The organism is Sulfurimonas sp., assembly GCF_028694605.1.
Taxonomy (GTDB): Bacteria; Campylobacterota; Campylobacteria; order Campylobacterales; family Sulfurimonadaceae; genus Sulfurimonas.
Map to the genome: position 1 here is coordinate 164742 of NZ_JAQVKP010000002.1, position 17869 is coordinate 182610.

The 17869-nt window shown below is 33.0% G+C and carries 20 protein-coding genes; 3 read left to right on the top strand and 17 right to left on the bottom strand.

Features of this window, described 5'->3' with window-relative positions:
- Positions 1 to 39: 39 nt before the first annotated feature.
- From PHY84_RS02420 to PHY84_RS02440, 5 genes are all read right to left on the bottom strand, one after another.
- Positions 40 to 4080 (bottom strand): conjugal transfer protein TraG N-terminal domain-containing protein, encoded by a 4041-nt coding sequence (locus PHY84_RS02420; RefSeq protein WP_299857348.1) that lies wholly within the window; start codon positions 4078 to 4080, stop codon positions 40 to 42.
- Positions 4077 to 5855 carry a type IV secretion system DNA-binding domain-containing protein gene (locus PHY84_RS02425; RefSeq protein ID WP_299857350.1) on the bottom strand — a complete coding sequence of 593 codons (1779 nt, stop codon included), beginning with the start codon at positions 5853 to 5855 and terminating at the stop codon, positions 4077 to 4079. Before PHY84_RS02425 ends, PHY84_RS02420 begins: the two co-directional genes overlap by 4 nt.
- Positions 5856 to 5950: 95 nt before the next feature.
- Positions 5951 to 6193, bottom strand: a complete 243-nt coding sequence (locus tag PHY84_RS02430; RefSeq protein ID WP_299857352.1) for a hypothetical protein — start codon at positions 6191 to 6193, stop codon at positions 5951 to 5953.
- 42 nt (positions 6194 to 6235) lie between these two features.
- Complete coding sequence (locus PHY84_RS02435; RefSeq protein ID WP_299857354.1) at positions 6236 to 6763, bottom strand: hypothetical protein; 528 nt, start codon at positions 6761 to 6763, stop codon at positions 6236 to 6238.
- A gap of 21 nt (positions 6764 to 6784) precedes the next feature.
- Positions 6785 to 7006 (bottom strand): hypothetical protein, encoded by a 222-nt coding sequence (locus PHY84_RS02440; RefSeq protein WP_299857356.1) that lies wholly within the window; start codon positions 7004 to 7006, stop codon positions 6785 to 6787.
- 179 nt (positions 7007 to 7185) lie between these two features.
- Between PHY84_RS02440 and bamE the strand changes: the two genes are divergently transcribed.
- A complete protein-coding gene (gene bamE / locus PHY84_RS02445) occupies positions 7186 to 7584 on the top strand; it encodes an outer membrane protein assembly factor BamE (RefSeq protein ID WP_299857358.1) in 399 nt (132 codons plus the stop codon).
- 39 nt (positions 7585 to 7623) lie between these two features.
- Complete coding sequence (locus PHY84_RS02450) at positions 7624 to 7836, top strand: hypothetical protein (RefSeq protein ID WP_299857360.1); 213 nt, start codon at positions 7624 to 7626, stop codon at positions 7834 to 7836.
- Between the two features lie 3 nt (positions 7837 to 7839).
- On the opposite strand, the gene PHY84_RS02455 is transcribed toward PHY84_RS02450, so the two are convergent.
- The 10 genes from PHY84_RS02455 to PHY84_RS02500 form a co-directional block, all read right to left on the bottom strand.
- Positions 7840 to 11610, bottom strand: coding sequence for a toprim domain-containing protein (locus tag PHY84_RS02455; protein WP_299857362.1), 3771 nt, complete (start codon positions 11608 to 11610; stop codon positions 7840 to 7842).
- Positions 11611 to 11620: 10 nt separating this feature from the next.
- A complete protein-coding gene (locus PHY84_RS02460) occupies positions 11621 to 12061 on the bottom strand; it encodes a hypothetical protein (RefSeq protein WP_299857364.1) in 441 nt (146 codons plus the stop codon).
- Positions 12062 to 12597: 536 nt separating this feature from the next.
- Complete coding sequence (locus PHY84_RS02465; RefSeq protein WP_299857367.1) at positions 12598 to 12807, bottom strand: hypothetical protein; 210 nt, start codon at positions 12805 to 12807, stop codon at positions 12598 to 12600.
- 29 nt (positions 12808 to 12836) lie between these two features.
- Complete coding sequence (locus PHY84_RS02470; RefSeq protein ID WP_299857369.1) at positions 12837 to 13154, bottom strand: hypothetical protein; 318 nt, start codon at positions 13152 to 13154, stop codon at positions 12837 to 12839.
- A gap of 79 nt (positions 13155 to 13233) precedes the next feature.
- Positions 13234 to 13440 (bottom strand): hypothetical protein, encoded by a 207-nt coding sequence (locus PHY84_RS02475; protein WP_299857371.1) that lies wholly within the window; start codon positions 13438 to 13440, stop codon positions 13234 to 13236.
- Position 13441: 1 nt separating this feature from the next.
- Positions 13442 to 14047 carry a hypothetical protein gene (locus PHY84_RS02480; protein ID WP_299857373.1) on the bottom strand — a complete coding sequence of 202 codons (606 nt, stop codon included), beginning with the start codon at positions 14045 to 14047 and terminating at the stop codon, positions 13442 to 13444.
- A gap of 14 nt (positions 14048 to 14061) precedes the next feature.
- The gene (locus tag PHY84_RS02485; protein WP_299857375.1) at positions 14062 to 14304 is read right to left on the bottom strand and encodes a hypothetical protein; all 243 of its coding nucleotides are present in this window, start codon (positions 14302 to 14304) and stop codon (positions 14062 to 14064) included.
- Complete coding sequence (locus tag PHY84_RS02490; protein WP_299857377.1) at positions 14295 to 14759, bottom strand: hypothetical protein; 465 nt, start codon at positions 14757 to 14759, stop codon at positions 14295 to 14297. Before PHY84_RS02490 ends, PHY84_RS02485 begins: the two co-directional genes overlap by 10 nt.
- A gap of 41 nt (positions 14760 to 14800) precedes the next feature.
- Positions 14801 to 15055, bottom strand: a complete 255-nt coding sequence (locus tag PHY84_RS02495) for a hypothetical protein (RefSeq protein ID WP_299857379.1) — start codon at positions 15053 to 15055, stop codon at positions 14801 to 14803.
- Positions 15056 to 15085: 30 nt separating this feature from the next.
- Complete coding sequence (locus PHY84_RS02500; protein ID WP_299857381.1) at positions 15086 to 15322, bottom strand: hypothetical protein; 237 nt, start codon at positions 15320 to 15322, stop codon at positions 15086 to 15088.
- A gap of 129 nt (positions 15323 to 15451) precedes the next feature.
- Here PHY84_RS02500 and PHY84_RS02505 point away from each other — a divergent pair, with 129 nt between their 5' ends.
- Positions 15452 to 15673 (top strand): hypothetical protein, encoded by a 222-nt coding sequence (locus PHY84_RS02505; protein WP_299857383.1) that lies wholly within the window; start codon positions 15452 to 15454, stop codon positions 15671 to 15673.
- A 22-nt stretch (positions 15674 to 15695) separates the two neighbouring features.
- Here PHY84_RS02505 and PHY84_RS02510 read toward each other — a convergent pair whose 3' ends face one another.
- Both PHY84_RS02510 and PHY84_RS02515 read right to left on the bottom strand, forming a co-directional pair.
- The gene (locus PHY84_RS02510; protein WP_299857385.1) at positions 15696 to 16169 is read right to left on the bottom strand and encodes a tetratricopeptide repeat protein; all 474 of its coding nucleotides are present in this window, start codon (positions 16167 to 16169) and stop codon (positions 15696 to 15698) included.
- Between the two features lie 50 nt (positions 16170 to 16219).
- On the bottom strand, positions 16220 to 17806 hold the full coding sequence (locus tag PHY84_RS02515; protein WP_299857387.1) for an AAA domain-containing protein: 1587 nt from the start codon (positions 17804 to 17806) through the stop codon (positions 16220 to 16222).
- Positions 17807 to 17869 lie beyond the last annotated feature (63 nt).

The following is a 17869-nucleotide window of genomic DNA, read 5'->3' on the forward strand; positions in this document are numbered from 1 at the left end:
ATTTATCTCTTATTCATAATTTTGGAGATTTTTTAAAAGCTACTCTTTTTCTTTCATCTCTGCAACTGCCTCAGAAATAGTTTTGACACTTTTTTCTGCTTTTTGAACTTTATCCTGCAAAACTTGTTTTTCTCTTCTTGCATCATCATTCTGCATTGGAGCTTGAGCAACTTCACTCTGTGCTATCGGTTGAGCTTGTTTTTCTCTATGTTGAATAACTTGTTCTAATTGTCTCTCTGCTGTATTGCTTAAACCTGCTCCAGCATTATTTTTTTCCCATAACTGCAAATCTTTCAACTCTTGAGTCGAAAACTGGTCAAGTTTTTTAGTATCTAAACTATCGCTGAAGATTCCTTTATCTATCAACCCATTTTTCACCGCTTTAGCGTATGTCTCATCTGCTCTTTGCTCATCCTCGTTTTTACCAAGTATGCTATCCGTTGTATCAAGAACTTTCTGTCCTAAAGGATTAAGCTTTGCAGCGGTTATTATTCCTGTAGTATCTTTAGCCTTTTCAACTTTCTGTTTAGCCTCAAGCGTTTTCTCATCAATCTTATCTTCAGAGTTTAGTTGATGTTTATCTTTAAAATCATGCATAGATTTTTTACTATCTCCCTCTAAAGAGGTTGATTGTGTGTCATAGCTATCTTTGATATTTTGTTTTTTACTATCTATTTCTACCTCACTTCTGGGTGTGTTAGCAGTATTTTCTTTTGCTTTTTCAACAACAGGGATAACATCACCTTTTAAGGCATCACCCTTTGTTGAATAATCTTCACTGGTTTTCTTCATCTCTTCACTTTGAGCCGATATTATAGAGCCTGCTTTTTGAACTTTATCCTGCAAAACTTGTTTTTCTCTTCTTGCATCATCATTCTGCATTGGAGCTTGAGCAACTTCACTCTGTGCTATCGGTTGAGCTTGTTTTTCTCTATGTTGAATAACTTGTTCTAATTGTCTCTCTGCTGTATTGCTTAAACCTGCTCCAGCATTATTTTTTTCCCATAACTGCAAATCTTTCAACTCTTGAGTCGAAAACTGGTCAAGTTTTTTAGTATCTAAACTATCGCTGAAGATTCCTTTATCTATCAACCCATTTTTCACCGCTTTAGCGTATGTCTCATCTGCTCTTTGCTCATCCTCGTTTTTACCAAGTATGCTATCCGTTGTATCAAGAACTTTCTGTCCTAAAGGATTAAGCTTTGCAGCGGTTATTATTCCTGTAGTATCTTTAGCCTTTTCAACTTTCTGTTTAGCCTCAAGCGTTTTCTCATCAATCTTATCTTCAGAGTTTAGTTGATGTTTATCTTTAAAATCATGCATAGATTTTTTACTATCTCCCTCTAAAGAGGTTGATTGTGTGTCATAGCTATCTTTGATATTTTGTTTTTTACTATCTATTTCTACCTCACTTCTGGGTGTGTTAGCAGTATTTTCTTTTGCTTTTTCAACAACAGGGATAACATCACCTTTTAAGGCATCACCCTTTGTTGAATAATCTTCACTGGTTTTCTTCATCTCTTCACTTTGAGCCGATATTATAGAGCCTGCTTTTTGAGCTTTGCTTGTATCTAGTTTAACTCCAAGAACACTGTCAATAGCGTTCATCTTTTCATCTTTATATAAATCATCTCTCATCATGGCAGCAGCAAGTTCAGCAGCTCTTGTTGGATCTGTTTTTCTAACATCAGATAGTTTTGTCCCGTCTTTCATTACTGCTTCATCTATAAACTTATTGAAAACTTTTGGCAATACATCTTCGGTGAAGTTTTTATCTCTTTTTTGAGCGGTTGAATACTGTTCAGATAATGCTTCAGTTTGATTATATGATTTAGCATAATTGTCAGCAATTGTTTTAGTATCACTATCTCCGTAACCAGAAGTCTTTTGCACCTGGTCAGCAAGTGCAAAGGAGAGTCCATCGGTTTTTTGGATTTGCTCTGAGAGATTAGTGCTGAATGACTTCATGAAACTATCTGCCTCTGAAGCAGAAAGTTTTGTTGAATAGCTCTCTCCATCTGCCGTTTTACCGCTAAAGGTTAAAGACCCGTCAACTCCTGCTTTGAAGCCTGTTATACCTTCTAATAACTTCGTTGGGCTAAATCCTGCATGGGCACTTAAATTTGCTCCATTTTCAGTTGTAAATGTTAAATCTTTTCCTCCAGATTTCATATCGCTTAATGTTTTTTGAGTACTTTCATTTGTAGCTGAATTGAGCGCATCTCCTGTTTGATGAGTCACCCCTTTATTATCAGTAAATGTACCAGTATTAATAATTTGTCCACCTGTACTAATGGTATTAGCAGTATTTCTTGCAAAACTAGAGCTAAATGCATCTCCAAGCTGTGATGTCTCTTGTTTTGATGCATTATAATTATCAGAGATACCGTTTGCTATACTGACCCCTGTTGTGCTATTTGAGACTTTTACAACTTCACCTTGCCCATTTACAGCAATATCTGCTGCTCCACTTGCATCTGTTTTTGTCAAACCTTGCCCATCGCTATTTAAATAGGAACTTCTACTTGCACCTTCTGAATTTATCCAAGATTTTTTCCAAGCATTTTGCCCTGCATAATCATGTGTACCGTATTGATCCGTTGCATTGAAAGAGCCTAAGCGACTATTTCCTGCATTAATATTACCACTAGATGTTTGACTTGCTGCTCCTCCTGCTGCACTTGTACTTGCTGCACCGACTCCACCGAACAAACTTACAAATCCGTGCTCTGATTTTTTAGCTATAGCATAAGCAAAAACAGGTATTGAAGCAGCTAAATACCCTAAAAAAGAGAGATAATTTTTTAAATTTTCAGATACATCATTTAGATTTACCATTGTTAAACCGCCATTGGTTATATTCGGCAATATCCTTTCAATGGATATGTTAAACATTCCATTTATTAATAATGCCAATGGTGTCCATAGCACCATTGCAAACAGTAGCGTAAACCCCATTTTGATATGTCCTAAATCGCCATAGATTATAGACAGCAACACAAGTAATATAAAAATACCCAAAACAAGAGTGGTCATAACTGCTTTCATTAACGGTAAATTCTGTTGAGCAAGTATTCCTGTAACTGCCCAAGTCTGCTGTTGATTTGTCTCTGATAATGCCTTTGCATACGCTAAAGCTGAAGCATCACCACCCGTTGCGAGTGCAACCGCTTTTAAGCCGTCATTTGTCATATTTATAAGCGTTTGTTGAAATAAATAATCTTGTGAATTTTGAGAAACACCAAACATCATTCTTGTAGTTTCAGCCATTCCATTTTGAAAAACTGTTTGATCAACCATCATTTTATTTGCGGCAATTTGCTCCATATCATCTAGCTTACTGCCTAGTGCAACTTTTAAATCAGCCCATGCATCTTGACATTGCATATCTACCCCGTTTGGATTTGCGGCACTATAATAAGGCGTAAGATAACCTGTTACGCTCAAATCATTTTTTAAATTTGTACTCATGGTCAAAACATCACCACTCATTTCATTGGCAGTTATGGCACTAAATACACAATTTCCCATATACTCATTAAAAGTTCTTACTAGATAAGCATCTACCATATAAGAAGAGCCAAGGTTAATAGGAGCAGACATAGTAAAGCCTAATCCTGTTTTACTATAAGAAATTGAATTAGGTGTTGCAAATGCGATCTCAAATGCTTTTGCTAAATTTTTTTCCAAGCTTGTAAACAAAGAGAAGGTTTCGCCGATTCCTATCGGAACATTATCAATAGGAAACGCTTGCCCTGTTATCTCATCCTCTACGATATACTGTTTTGTTTGTGTAGAGAACATTCCGATTATTATAGTCGTGATAAACAGGTACTTACCCATCGCAACTGCCATATCAGAGCTGCTACCGCCACCAGCAGTATTTCTAATCATTAGCAAAAGTCCACCGACTGCAAGTGCTGAAGTTATAAGATAGCTCTCTCTTGAAATAATCGTTACGCCCTGAAGTACTTTATAAAATATTTCACCATAACCCCATGTATATATAGACGGGTCGGCAGCAAATACATCTGAAGCGATTGCTGCTACCATAAAAAACAATAAACTGATTTTTCTCATATTGTGTATCCTTTTGTTGTTGATTCAGCTCCGACTAACATAAGTGTCTTATACTGCTCTTGTGTAATTTCATTTCCGTTTTTATCTTCATATCTCGTTTCAATTTCGCCTTTATCCACTTGAGCTTTTCCTTTTGTTTTTTTCTCTTGAGTTGTTTCTTTAGCTTGAATTTTTTTAGCAGCCGGAACCGTTTCTTCATTTGTATTTACAGTCAAACTATTAAACATCTGATTTATTACCGCTTTTTTAAAAAAGTTTATTTGAGATGGTTGAAAGAATTTAAAATGCACAACCGTCACAGGGAAACCAGGCATTTTTAAATATGCAGACAATGGTTTCAAAAGCCCAAGCTCTCCTGTTAGCAACACTTTTTTTGTAGTATTGCGTTCGCTGACTTGCTCTATATCTCTCTGAGCATCTCTGCTTATCATGCGGTTCTTATTTTTTTCTTCAACTTCTTGCTCTCCAAGGAACTCGCTTATAAATTTTTGTCCTTTTGGATCATCATATTGGAGCATTAGCTTTGTACCCAAGAGCTGAAAAATATTTCGCATAAGATGTTCACCGTAAAGCTCTTCCAATCTTGCCAAATCTTGAGTAGCTAGCACAACACAACCACCTTTGCTTCGTCCCTCAGCAAGTTGATCATTAACTTCACTCAACTTTCCAAGAGTTTGTGCCTCATCTAAAAAAATCCATATTCTTCTATTTGGATTGTTTTCAAGACTAAGTATTGTTCTAGTCATCATGTCAAGCATTACTCTGAAATATCCCTCGTAATTGCCCTCTTCTTTTTTTGTTTGCACTAAAAACAATCTCTGGTCTATATTTTTATTTGCAGTTGATTTTATAAACTTAGTTATCGAAAAATCGCTCTCTTCAAAATAAAATTCAGGTCGCATTATTTTTATAAAGTAGGGTTGTAGATTCATCATGATACTTCCCGCCGTTGCTTCTGCAGCTTCTGTCAGTAGAGACTTTATGCTCAACCCGTATTTATCGTTTACATCCTGCAAATTAGCCCATATCTCTTCTTTGGTTTGAAACTGTCTTATAAAATCTATAAGTTTCTTTGTTGATGGTTTCGGACTTGTTTTTACTTTTATGATGATACCTTTTAGTATCATTCGTGCTGTATTGTCCCAAAACTTCTCTTTTGACTGTGTATCGGGTATAAAAGATTTAACTATCTTATCTGCCTCATCAAGCATCTCTTGCTCATCATCAGGTATATCTAAAAAGAAGTTCCATTTAATGCTTCGTGCATCAGCCGGATAAAATAAAAAATCTCTATCCGCCCTGTAGTAAGCTATCCAAAAATCAGGTTTTCTATCATATACAATCATAGTTTCTTTAAAATGGACAACTTGCTCAAGCACTGAAAAAATACCTTGAGTTTTTCCGGAACCTGCCATCCCAATTATTCCAATGCTCCTATTTTCATTTGTATATGGCAGCGGCACTTTTTCTTTACCTATAAAAAGCCTTGATTTTTCTTTAATCATCTTTCTCAATTTTTTTGCATCTTCAATTCTATTGCCTCGAATGAGACTAGTGCTCTTATCGATTACAAGTTTATCAATCAGTAAAACACTCACTATAAAACCCACAACACCACCCCAAATCAGAGCATTGAGAACCCAATCGCTCAATGCCCAATCATAAAGAAAAGATAACCATTTAGCCAAAATCGGTATCGGAAAATCTTTAAAATAAGCATAAGTTTCATAGTTTCGTATATCAAAATTAAATAAGATAAGATCTATATTGAACATAACACTCAGCGAGACAACAAAAACCATGCTGCCGACAACACCAAGTATTGCCAGTTGTATTTTTCTTAGCCTTAACGGACTTATGATCAGACTGGTCATTTTGACAACTCAGAATTAATAGAGATTGCCACTTTTTTTACATCTTTAGTGTAGTTCACATTAAACTTGTTTTTTTCAATTTTTCTTTTTAGTTTATACACCTGCCTTATCTCTCTAGTTAAGAACTTTAAATTTTCACTGCCTCTTGAGGATTCTATTTCATTTATCAACTTATTGACAACAGTCAACTGTGCCGCCTGTCCAAGCATCTTCTCACTCCTATTTTTTCTATTATTCATAATTTTCTAAATTTTCCCACGGGAAATTTAGATGACGATTTACTAATTCCTGCTCACAATAGCTTTGTAGGTAGAAATCAGATTTTTTCTATAGATTTGGTTGTACTTCTCTGTTTTAGAGTGATAAGCAGCTATTCCACGCCATGAATATCCGACTTCATTTACCATCTGCTCCACATAGCTACAAGCTTTAAAATAGCTAGGCTCTATTCTAAAATAATCTTCATGGTTCAGTTTTTGGTATTTATAATTTAGCTGATACGCTCCCAGATCAACATTTGTAATACCTTGTTTAACAAGATGGTTTAAAAAGTTTACGCAACTATCCAAACGCTTGCAATCAAGAGTTCTTTCATCTAAAAAGAAATCATTGTAGTATGCTTTTACAGATTTTGCCTCTGCAGGATTATTGAACGAGATAAGATACTCATATCCTGGATTTTTAGTAGAGTGCCTTTCATTGAGCAGAATTGACAGCATAAGGTTATTATCAATCTTACAATCTCCAAAGATATTTGTAACAATCAAACTGCACACAGCAATCATTCTTTTAATTATCTGTAATTTCATAGAATAGGTCTATTTTTAAAATCATGTATGTTCTTGTGTTTCATCTATCTCTCCTCTAAAGCTCTTTGCCCATTCCAATAGTTCATTTTTTCTATAAAATATTCTTTTCATTGCAGGGTATCGTTTAACAATGTAAAGCCCTTCTTTTATGATTTTTTTGTCTCTCCACATCTTCATAGATGATGGATCAACATCCAATAATATAGATGCTTGCCTTTCGCTAATAAACTCTTCTTTTTCCATCAGATTAAATCTCCTTTTTGTTTTGATTTATCTCTTATTCATAATTTTCTAAATTTTCTCCAATATTTAATTTCAAGACTTTAATTGTCAGGCACACTCTTATTCCTTTGTATTTTTGTATAATGCTTTTATTCATATTTTTTATGAATAGTAAATAAATTTAAACTGGAGTAATAAAAATGCTAAAAAAAATAACTGCATCATCGATGTTGGTTGCAACTTTAATTTTAGGCAGTGGATGTGCTGTAAAAACTGGTAACGAAACTTTAGGAGCAATAGAGAAGAGTGAAATTGACACTAAAATAGTGAAAGGTAAATCTACAAAACAGGATGTTAAAACTTTGTTAGGCGACCCTGATAAAACAGATTTTGATAATAATTCTTTAGAGAAATGGACATACTTGCACACTAGAAAAGATGCTAAATTTGTAAATTATGTTCCTGTTGCAAATTGGTTTGTTGCTGGCACTAACGACACTACAAAATCATTAGTCATAGTTTTTGAAGAAAACGGTATTGTAAAAAACTTTATTACTTCTGATGCAAAAGGTGAAACTAAAGGCGGATTGTTCCAATAATTTATGTCCGACTTATGTCGGGCAATAGAAAGAGAAACGATGAAAAAAGTCAGCACAGCAGCATTGCTTCTTTGTTTGTCGCTTTTTGCACTAGATGAACAAATAGTTTACCAAGATGCTAATACAAGTAATGCTGTATCAGATGATAAAAATTCCATACCACAAAAAACAATAAATTTTTTTAGTGGCATAGTGGATGATTTTAGAGAGTTTGCAGCTGACAACAATCTCATAGATAAAAGTAAGCGATAGTTTTTACATTCCCATACCCGAACTTCTTACCTGCTCTTTTTCAAGATTTATATCTTCCAATGCTTTTTCTTGTAGAGCTGCATCTTTAACTTTTTGGTTTTCTTCACTTTGCTGAGTTTCAAATTCTTGCTCCGGAGTATCTTCTTGAGCTTTGCTAATCATAGATACGGTTTTGGCAAATTCTATATCATCTCTTAACTCTGCTTGAGTCTCTTTATCTAAACCGCTATCTTTTAAATGCTGCTCCGCTTGTTTAAACTCACCTTTTTCTATCAAGCTTTGTATATCTTCAATTTTCGCTTCTTTATTTTCTAAAATATAGTTTTGCCAATCTTCAACGGTTGCATTGCTTATAAGCCTTTGCTCTACATCAACGCCATTTTTTACGAGATCATTGATATCTTGTTTGTACTCTCCGACAGCTTCATACTTTACAAAATCAAATTTTTCTATATTTGCTTTTTCTACGATATCAGATACAAACTTCTCTCCTGGCATATCGTTTTGATTAAAAAATGTAACTTTCTCAAAACCTTGCTCATTTAATAGATCTGCTATTTTGTTAGCTTGTCCCGTACCGTTTGCGATAATGACATTTGTTTCATTTAAGTCTATTTTACATGCTGCCGCTGCATAATCCATTTTTGATTCAAAGACTGCATAATCTTTTGTATCATTTTCTCCTGGAATAAGAGTCATATCTTTAAGTCCAAAAGATTGTGTCTTCATGGTTGCCCCATCTCTTAAAACTTTAGGATTTAAAAAGTGGATATCCGCACCTACTTTGTCTAGCTCTATAGGTTTACTCATATCACCCGTAAGAACACCAACGCCCATATTTGTATAGCTATACTCTTTTCCATTAGCTCCTACACCGCTTATTTGCCCCTCTATGATATACATGTTTTTAGGGATAGAATCTATTCCCCTGTTTGACAAGAACTCTATTGCTTTTGTATCATCTGGAGTAATCTCCCTATAACTCAAAACTTTTGAATTTACATTATTCTCTTGAGCTTTTGCAATGTTGATATTTTTTATCTCTTCTAATCTTGATAAATGTTCAGTAGTTAATTGGATTTTTGCCATACTTTGGTTTGATTCGATAGCTTCTGCAAGATAATTTTTTAACCCGCTTGCATCAAGAGAATAGTTGAGTGCATCTTTATAGTTCATGCCTGTTGCAACCATAACCACATTTTCAATAGTACCGCTTTCTCCGCTTCCGAAATCTTTAAACTTCCACACACCGCTTCTATCTAAATACATTGAAGCACTTGGGGTTCTGTCATCTGCTCTAAGTCTAAAACTATAGTTGCTGCCACCCTGTTTTGTTGTAAAATCAATGCCTAGAGAATTTAATACATTTGAAGGGTCTGAATGTATAAGTGTCTCTTTTGTCATAGTCCTTAGAGAATCAATTTCGGCTTGAGATAGCCTAAAATTATTAATATAGCTAGATTTTTGCTGTATTTCGTCAGATATTGCTGGAGCTTCTGCCTCTTCTTTGGTTAAAGTATTCTCATGTTCTTTTTGTTTTGGCAGCATATAGTTATTTGAATTTACCTGCTTCCAATCTTTTAAACTTGTATTGCTTAGTTCTTTAAACTCATCGGTTCTTTTAAAATTTATAATTTGCTGTTTTGTTTCTATCTTTTGGATACTAAACTCTTTTTGCAGTTCTTCTCTTTTAAATCCTGCATTTTCTAAAGCACTTACAGATACTTGTTGCTGTTTGTCGGCAACATGGCTGATTCTTTCTATCTTATCTTTTTGTTCTGGAGTAAACTCAGGGCTTTGGATCGCTTTTGTTAAAAGTGCATCAAACTTTTGCCCATTCTCCCCATATTCCAATTTGATACCGTCCATCTCTACTATTTTTTCATCTTTTGAAAAAAAGCTTGTATCAATACCGTATTTTTTTAAAGAGGACTCCGTGATATCATCATAAGCTTTTATCTTACCTCTCAAGCCGTCCAACCGCTCTATATTTGTTTTTTTATCTTCTTTGGATATCTCATGTGACTTAGCTGCTTTTTGAAAGTACTTGATTCGAGCTTCTACAACATCAACAAGAGCTTTCCTTGTGTCGTTTGCAAAAGCCGTTTTGTCTAGTTTGTAATGATGAGTTAGCTTAATTGCACCCATCCTGTCTTTTGGCATAGCAAAAGGTATATCTACTCTTGTGTTTAAATTTTCTAATCTACTATATGTCTCTTTTGACATCCTATCTTTATTTTCACTGTTCCACTCTCTTACACTCCCCGCATTTTTATCAAACCACTCTGTGCTTTTTACAAAATTTTCCATGCCTTTTTTTGTTAGTTTTCCATTTTCATCTTTTTCAAGATTGAGTGAAAGATTTTTGGCATCTTTGTCTGTTAGTAAGAGTCCTTTGTCGATAGCTATTTTATCTGCCAAAAATAATTTATCATGTTGTTTTAAAAACTCGCCAAAACCTTCTATATCTTTTGGGACTTCACCAAGATTATATTTTACAGCAAGAGCATTGGCATCATTTGAAAATTTTGTGAATGTATCTGCATATCTATTTTTAGCATTAGTCGTAAACTCATTGTATTTATCTTTATTTGCCTCAAAAAACTGTTTAACCTTATCGGTGTCTTTTTGCATTGCTTTTTCATCAAATTCAAGATTGTATTTTTTTGCAATTTTTTCAGCCAAATAAATATTTTGCTTTGCAAATTCTGCACCGGGAACATCTCCAGTAAATCTTCCAATTTGCATAGCTAAAGAGAAATGTGTTTCATCTTTATAAAAAAATGTAAACATGTTTTGTTTTGCTTCGGCAACGGCTTGAGTATTTTCATAGAATCTCATCTTTAGTTCAAAGAGTTCATCTTTAAACATTTTAATACCTTCACCATCAACATCATTCGTTTTCATCAAAATGTGTGCATGTGGATTATCTGTGTTTCTATGAACTGCATAAATAAAATCATAATTTTTATTATATTTTTCTCCAAAGTCAGACAATGTTTTATTTATTATTTTTTGAAATTCACTATCGCTCATTTTTAAATTTGGATTTGGAGAAAACACAACTCTTCTCTCACCTGTTATATCATCTCCAAAAAATGATTTTGCTTGAGCAATTGATAATTCAAAACCATTCTTATCATAGAGAATTCCACTTTTAAACTCATCACCTAAACTAGCTTCCTTTGCACTATCTCTTCCCATATACTCAATATGTTCTTCTGCTCTTTTTAAACTTGCTGCATCATTTTGAGCACCTTCTCTTGCAAAATAATCAATAGCTTTTGCTGCTCTTTCTCCAGCTTTTTTACCTACGGTATAAGCAGATTTTCCAAAATTATCAGCACCTGTAAACTTTACAATTGCAAAATTTTTAATGACTGTAACGGCACTACTTCCACTGCTAATCTTTCCACTTGAAGATGAAGATGTCTTAGCGACACCATCATCAACTATTTTAATCGGAGCTACGCTTGCGCTACTATCACTTGCTTTGACTTCGGGAACATTTTTAAATGAAGCTGCTTCAGATTTTACACCGCTGCTATCTGATGTTATCGGTAGTGCAGTGCTAGATATCTGGGTAGATGATGAAGAACTTTTGCCATCATCACTTCCGACATTTATATCATCGGTATCAAAACTTACTCCACCACTTTGATTTGATTGTTTTGAAGATGAAGAGCCACTTTTTATAGGTTTCTCGCTATTTTCAATAGCCTCTTTTTTTAATTTTTCTCTCTCCAAGTAAAGGAGTAATTCTTTAGAATCCACTGCGAAATCCTTAACTCAAATGTTCAGGAAAAATATTACTTGTAATATTTTCTTTTGAGTTTAGCGAATCAACGGGATGTGTTTTCAGTGCCGCACTTTTTGAAAGCGATACTATCCTTCTTATTTCTCCAGATATTTTTTCTGGTTCCAAGTCGGCAAAAATCAATTCACCAAAAATATATTTTATAAGATGATGATTACTAAGTATGTAACTCAAGCTTCTAACATTTTGTGTTTCAATTTTTAAAAATTTTTCTTCAATTGTTTCAATAAGTTTTCTTTCAAAACCATCAAATCTCTTAACGACTTTTTCTTCTTGTTTAGCAGAAGCATGGTATGCCTCTCCCAGCTTTATTCTCACGGCTTCTGACTTAGATATATTGTGAGCGATACTGTCTTTTGTAATCATCTCGTATAGGCTATTATCCACGGTTATTGAAAATACTTTCATCTTCCATCCTCTTTATGTTAATTTGCTCTTATTCATAATTATGTGAATTTAACAGCTATCTAACAGCTATCTAACAGCATTGAAAATTGTTAGATACGAAAGAAAGTACAAATTATTGTTTTTTAAAAAACACCCCTTAAAAAAAATAACATATAAAAAAACAGCTACCATAACAGTAGTCAAACCCCATTAAAAAGAGAAAATCAAAAGATTATTAACAGAAAAAATAACACAAAAAACATACCGTTTTAACTTGCTTTCAAAAAAATATATTTTTTTGAAAAAAATCTAACACTTCAGCAACAATCATATTTCCAATCTCAACCAACAAAAAAATAGCTACTGCAACACAACGATGAGCAAAAAAAAAGCAACACAAAATGAAAAATTGATTTCAAAAACCACATATCTGTAGTGATGCAAAAAAAGAAAAGAGCTGAATAATTTATTTGGTAAAGTTGAAAGTAAGATGTAGCTGCATGCAGATATTTAGCAGTTTATTTTTATATCCAAACTGCTAAATATAAAATCTATTTTTATGAAATGTAATTCTCTTTTATGAAATTTTTTAAATCATCTTGAGAGATTTTTTCTTCATAAAATTCTATAGCTTTATCGGCTATTTTTATTTTGCTTTGAGCTTCAAGCTGCTCTGCTTCTTCGATAAGTTTCTTTGATTGTTCTTTTGCTTTTTGCAAAACTTCTTTCGCTTTAAGCCGTAACTCTTCGATTTTATTTTCTGCCATTTGCGTTTGACTCCTGTTTTATTTTTTTGTCAAACATTATTCATAATCTTTTTAAAATTCAAAAATTCTTTATCCTCTTTTGAAATTTTAATACCATTTTCTTCTACTGTATTCCAGTCTTTAAAACAAATCAATTTTATTAAATCGCGCTTAGTATCGATGGTTACAATTTTTTTAAATTGTTCTTTATATTTGTTGTAAATCCAAATAATCTTTTCAACATCATCTTCATCATCAAATATAATTCCATATTCTGATTTTAATCTATCTAATCCACATCCGACTATAGATGCCTCGTCGGATTGGTTTCCATATTTTTTTGCAAGTAATATATTGAATTTTGGCATATTTTTTCCTTTTGTTTATAAAATATTTGCTTTATCCATTGACAGGGAGCAAAATTTGTTCGGTGCCGTTTTTTATTTTTCACCATCTATTTGTATGAGTTCTAAGATATCGATGAGACTTCATTGGTTCTTCATTATCATCAGTAAGCCTATAATATGATGTTGTATTATTTTGCTTACCCTCGTCCCAATACCAACAAAGCCATATAATCCCATAATGATAATCTCTTGTTTTCATTGTCCAAACAATTTTTGGTAAAAATGCAAATTTTTGTATTGTAGCCATTTTATGCCGCCTTTTTTTCATAATTTTGAGCAACAGGTCGTAATTTTTTACGTTTTACTCCAGTGAATTTGCTCAATTCATCAAGAAGAAAATCTACTACGACATAGCTGCTTTGTTCTATCTCCAGTGTGATTTCACCTATCATGCCTAAAGCAAATGCATCCATCTGTTTTTCATTTATGTTTGCATATTTGTTTAGTTGCTCTGAGTACAAACCATACACACGCATGACAGCGGTAGCAAGCTCGATGGGAGTTTTATTTTTTACAAAAACGTCAATCATTTTTTGCCAAGCAAAATTAGAATAAGATAGTGCCTTTAAATACTCGTTTTTATTAGTTCTGCTTTTTATTGCCAAAAACTTTCTAACCCGTGAGCGCAATAGTTCGACTGATTTTGTTCTCTCGAATTTCACTCTATGGTCATAAAAAGAGAGTAAATTTCCCATGATAGAGGCGGCTATGATTGTATTTTGAATAGGAGATGTTTTTATTTTATATATGAAGCCATCATCACCGAACTTGCGCATAGCAGTTAGAACCAATTGCAAATTTTTAATTTTCTCAAAATAGATTTTCTTACCGCTTTTTGTTTTTAATACCCACATTTCACCTCTCTCCTTCAATATGCGCTTGATCTGTATCCGCTGCTGATACGTTCGTCACTCTTGCTTGTATTATAGCCTTCCATATCTATCTCAACAAGGCTATCTCCAATTAAAAAAAGCTGCTTTCTTCTTTCTTCAATTGCATCAAAGTAGCTCTTTTTTGCATCATCATTCAAAAAGCTATGACTGACTAGAAGTCCGTACTTGTTTAATGTCTCGTCATCTGTAGCTAGTTTGATTTTTTCATTCAACTCCATTTAGCACCTCCTAGGGAACCAGTCATTTCTTTTAGAGAGACCTTTATGAATTTATTTATGCCCTTTTTTTGTTTTGCTGCTGTTACGGCTTCTTCCAAAGTTGCATAAAATCCGTGATTTGTGCTTCTATCCCACGCTCCGCCGTCAAGGCATCTTAAGTTATATCTAAAACCGGAGTGCCATGCCTCTAACCAGTTGCTTTTTTCTGCTTCTAATCTTTTTAAGTACTGCTCTTTTGTTCCGATTTGTTCATCAGTAAATGAGCAGGGCGTGGTTTTCAGTCTATGGTAATGTTCTTCCCATGTTTCTTGCTCTAACTCTTCTATGATGATATATGGCTTGCGCCAAAACTCATTTATTTCTTTTTGGCTTCTCTTGTCATTTGGTGTACTGTCAAAATATTTTCTTAACTTTGGATTTACCAAAACTCCATCGATTTCAAAAGTTTGTCTCATAATGTAGCTCCATATTTTAAATATTATTCATAAAAAAAGCATCAAGCAGCCGTAGCCACTTTAATTGCTTGTGTTAAATTGTCACACCATACACCGCCCCAATAGTCAGTCATAAGATCATCGTTATCATTTACACCTCTGCATCTGATACAAGTGATATCTTTGGAATCATCATCCATTCTGCCATTCACCATAAATTCAACTACATGTCTGTTTATCTCTGCCCAAAAGAGGTTACCGTCTTGCTTTACCTTGCCGTGTTTTGAGAGTTTTTTAATTGCGTTTGTGAGTTTCATTTTTTTATCCCTGGAATGAATATCTCTAGCCTATATAGCTAGAGCATTTGCAAGATGTTTCATGAAGTGTAAAACATCACCGTTTTTAAAATCAATTTGAACTAAGATATCTTTGATTTTTCTCTGCTCATGCTTTGGAGCAATTACAATAGCATCAACAACAATTTGAAGTGTCATAAAGTTAGTTCCGCTTTCTCCTTGTGCTTCGATTGAAGTTTCAAGACTTATGTTTTTCTCTTCAAAGAGAGCTACTAAGTATTTTTTCATCTTTTAACCTTTATATTTGTTTTATAGTATAATTATAACAAAATAATGAGTTAATGTCAAGTAATTAAACAAATATTTAAGTAAAATATGAATAAAATAACAAAATAAAAAGTTTTATGGGATATAAACATGATTGAATTAAAAGATGTTTTAGATAGGTTAGATATAAATGCGGCTTCTTTTTATGAACTAGCAGGAACTACACAGCAGAAGTTATCTTATGCTAAAAAGCATAATCAGGAAGCTTATGAAAACTTTCTCTTTAGTGGTATATGCAGGCATTATGAAATGGACCCAAGTAAACTTATTGATTTGATAGAGAGCATTAAAAAGATAAAAGAGTCTATTTAATTTCCCACGGGAAATTTTTGTTTTATCTTTTTTTATTAGCTATATCATCAGCATATTGTTCAAGTTTTTTATTTAAAATTAAAATCATAGCTTCGTATTTATGGCAACCTGTTGAGTTTTCTCTTTCACATGCTTTTTTATAATATTGAACCGCTTTTTTAAAATCTTGTTCCACGCCGTCTCCCATATCATACATACGCCCAAGATTATAACATCCACCGCCTCCGCCATAATCTTGATTTTCACAAGCCTTCTCCCATAGATTTTTTGCCTTGTTGTAGTCTTGTTCTACACCTTCTCCATTTTTATACAAAATCCCAAGATTACTAAGATGAAAGCATCCTTTAGTATTTCCATCATCGCATGCCTGCTCCCATAATTTCTCTGCTTTAGTATAATCTTTATTCTTATATGCTTGCAAACCATCATCCACATTATCCGCCATAAGGTTCATATTTAAAAACAAAGCTAACAAAACCTTTAAATATCTCTTCATCTTTACAATCCTTTTTTCATTTATTCATAATTTTATTATTATCACTAAATCTAATCTATAATTGAGCCGCTCGCCAAGGCATGTGCTATCATTTTTCCTGAATAAATACCTTTTTTTAGTGCATCAATATTTCCAACAACTATAAAAATATACTTCGCCCTTGAAACAGCAACATTTAACATATTTGGCCTGCTATTTATAAAGTTAATACTGTCATTTTTACCTACTGTAGCAGAGAATATTACAATAGGAAATTCTGCTCCTTGAAATTTATGTACGGTTCCTATCTTTTCAAGTCTTCGTGTATGATTGATAGTTTTTTTATATCTGGTTATTAGTTTGGACGCTTGATTTCTATATGGAGTTATTATTCCTACATCCTTTTCTAAATCGAATCCTGCTAATCTGATTTTTTCTAAAATCTCTTCAATACGATCAATCTCTTCAAAATTTACATTATCATTCATTGCTTCTATTTCTACATGTGAGCAATATAAGCTTTTCCCTCCAAAATTATCATAACTTTCTTGCAACTTATCATCTTTTCCCCATTGTGTTTTTACATGTAATTTATCATAGTTTGCTACATCAATAAAAATATCTGCTATATCTTTCAAGCATCTTCTATGCTCATCAAGAACTATACTGTCTCCTATATCATCAAACTCAACACTTTGACATTTTGCAGCTCTATGATATGCAGTGCTCATAGTTGGCGAAAATTTTTGATATTCTATAAACTGTTTTTCTTTATCTTCTTCTATATAATCCCAAGTTTTTTCTTTATACTCCTCTTTTTGAGTATCACTTATTGAAATAATCGGTTCAAGCTGCTTAGGATCTCCTACAACTACTGCTCTTTTACTTCTTGTAATTAACGGAAATAATAAATGTGGCGGTATCATTCCTGCCTCATCAACTACTAAATAATCATAAATATCAGGCTTTGGAGAAAAGAACAATCCTAAAGATGAAGCCAATGTGGTTGTCATTACAGGATATACTAAGGATATGTTTTTCTTGTGATATTCCAAATTTTTTAAAAATTCTGATTTTCTATCGTCTGATTTAAATATTTTCATAGAGTATTCCCACTCTTCAAGGCTTTTAATAATTTCTTTTTTATTTTTTAATATTATTTGCCAAATATATTCTAATGATAATGCAAATAATTTTGCATTTTTAGCATGATATTTGTTTTTAAAATATGTTAAAAATCCATCTTTATAGTTTTTATAGTATAAAGAAACATTGTCCTCTAAAACTTCTTTGTTTTTTAATAAACTTTTTTCATACTGTTCTAATTTTATCTTTAAAGATTCTATATTTTTAATTGTAGTATTTGTATCATCGATTCTTTTATTATATTTATTTTCAAATTTTTGAAATTCATTATATAAAAAATCAAATTTTTCACATTCGCCCAATGTAGTAGCTACTTTTGATATATTTGCATGAAAATATTCTATCTTTCCGGGTATTCTTAAAATATCATCTATAGTATTAAATTCTAAATCTACAAAACATCTTTTTACTAAATCTTTATTTGAGGCTATAAAGTTTTTTATAATAGTACTCAACTTTCGCACATAGAAAATCCTAAATTTCCTACATTCAAAAGCATAAATAAAGCCCATAAATAGGCACTTTAAAGTATAATTTGTTTACGACAACAGACCAATACAAGGTGCTTTTTTATG

What these genes read in the sequence shown, in the direction of transcription:
- PHY84_RS02420 (WP_299857348.1), bottom strand. Translation starts at nt 4,080, where the DNA reads ATGAGAAAAATCAGTTTATTGTTTTTTATGGTAGCAGCAATCGCTTCA.
- PHY84_RS02425 (WP_299857350.1), bottom strand. Translation starts at nt 5,855, where the DNA reads ATGTTCAATATAGATCTTATCTTATTTAATTTTGATATACGAAACTAT.
- PHY84_RS02430 (WP_299857352.1), bottom strand. Translation starts at nt 6,193, where the DNA reads ATGAATAATAGAAAAAATAGGAGTGAGAAGATGCTTGGACAGGCGGCA.
- PHY84_RS02435 (WP_299857354.1), bottom strand. Translation starts at nt 6,763, where the DNA reads ATGAAATTACAGATAATTAAAAGAATGATTGCTGTGTGCAGTTTGATT.
- PHY84_RS02440 (WP_299857356.1), bottom strand. Translation starts at nt 7,006, where the DNA reads ATGGAAAAAGAAGAGTTTATTAGCGAAAGGCAAGCATCTATATTATTG.
- bamE (WP_299857358.1), top strand. Translation starts at nt 7,186, where the DNA reads ATGCTAAAAAAAATAACTGCATCATCGATGTTGGTTGCAACTTTAATT.
- PHY84_RS02450 (WP_299857360.1), top strand. Translation starts at nt 7,624, where the DNA reads ATGAAAAAAGTCAGCACAGCAGCATTGCTTCTTTGTTTGTCGCTTTTT.
- PHY84_RS02460 (WP_299857364.1), bottom strand. Translation starts at nt 12,061, where the DNA reads ATGAAAGTATTTTCAATAACCGTGGATAATAGCCTATACGAGATGATT.
- PHY84_RS02465 (WP_299857367.1), bottom strand. Translation starts at nt 12,807, where the DNA reads ATGGCAGAAAATAAAATCGAAGAGTTACGGCTTAAAGCGAAAGAAGTT.
- PHY84_RS02470 (WP_299857369.1), bottom strand. Translation starts at nt 13,154, where the DNA reads ATGCCAAAATTCAATATATTACTTGCAAAAAAATATGGAAACCAATCC.
- PHY84_RS02475 (WP_299857371.1), bottom strand. Translation starts at nt 13,440, where the DNA reads ATGGCTACAATACAAAAATTTGCATTTTTACCAAAAATTGTTTGGACA.
- PHY84_RS02480 (WP_299857373.1), bottom strand. Translation starts at nt 14,047, where the DNA reads ATGTGGGTATTAAAAACAAAAAGCGGTAAGAAAATCTATTTTGAGAAA.
- PHY84_RS02485 (WP_299857375.1), bottom strand. Translation starts at nt 14,304, where the DNA reads ATGGAGTTGAATGAAAAAATCAAACTAGCTACAGATGACGAGACATTA.
- PHY84_RS02490 (WP_299857377.1), bottom strand. Translation starts at nt 14,759, where the DNA reads ATGAGACAAACTTTTGAAATCGATGGAGTTTTGGTAAATCCAAAGTTA.
- PHY84_RS02495 (WP_299857379.1), bottom strand. Translation starts at nt 15,055, where the DNA reads ATGAAACTCACAAACGCAATTAAAAAACTCTCAAAACACGGCAAGGTA.
- PHY84_RS02500 (WP_299857381.1), bottom strand. Translation starts at nt 15,322, where the DNA reads ATGAAAAAATACTTAGTAGCTCTCTTTGAAGAGAAAAACATAAGTCTT.
- PHY84_RS02505 (WP_299857383.1), top strand. Translation starts at nt 15,452, where the DNA reads ATGATTGAATTAAAAGATGTTTTAGATAGGTTAGATATAAATGCGGCT.
- PHY84_RS02510 (WP_299857385.1), bottom strand. Translation starts at nt 16,169, where the DNA reads ATGAAGAGATATTTAAAGGTTTTGTTAGCTTTGTTTTTAAATATGAAC.
- PHY84_RS02515 (WP_299857387.1), bottom strand. Translation starts at nt 17,806, where the DNA reads ATGGGCTTTATTTATGCTTTTGAATGTAGGAAATTTAGGATTTTCTAT.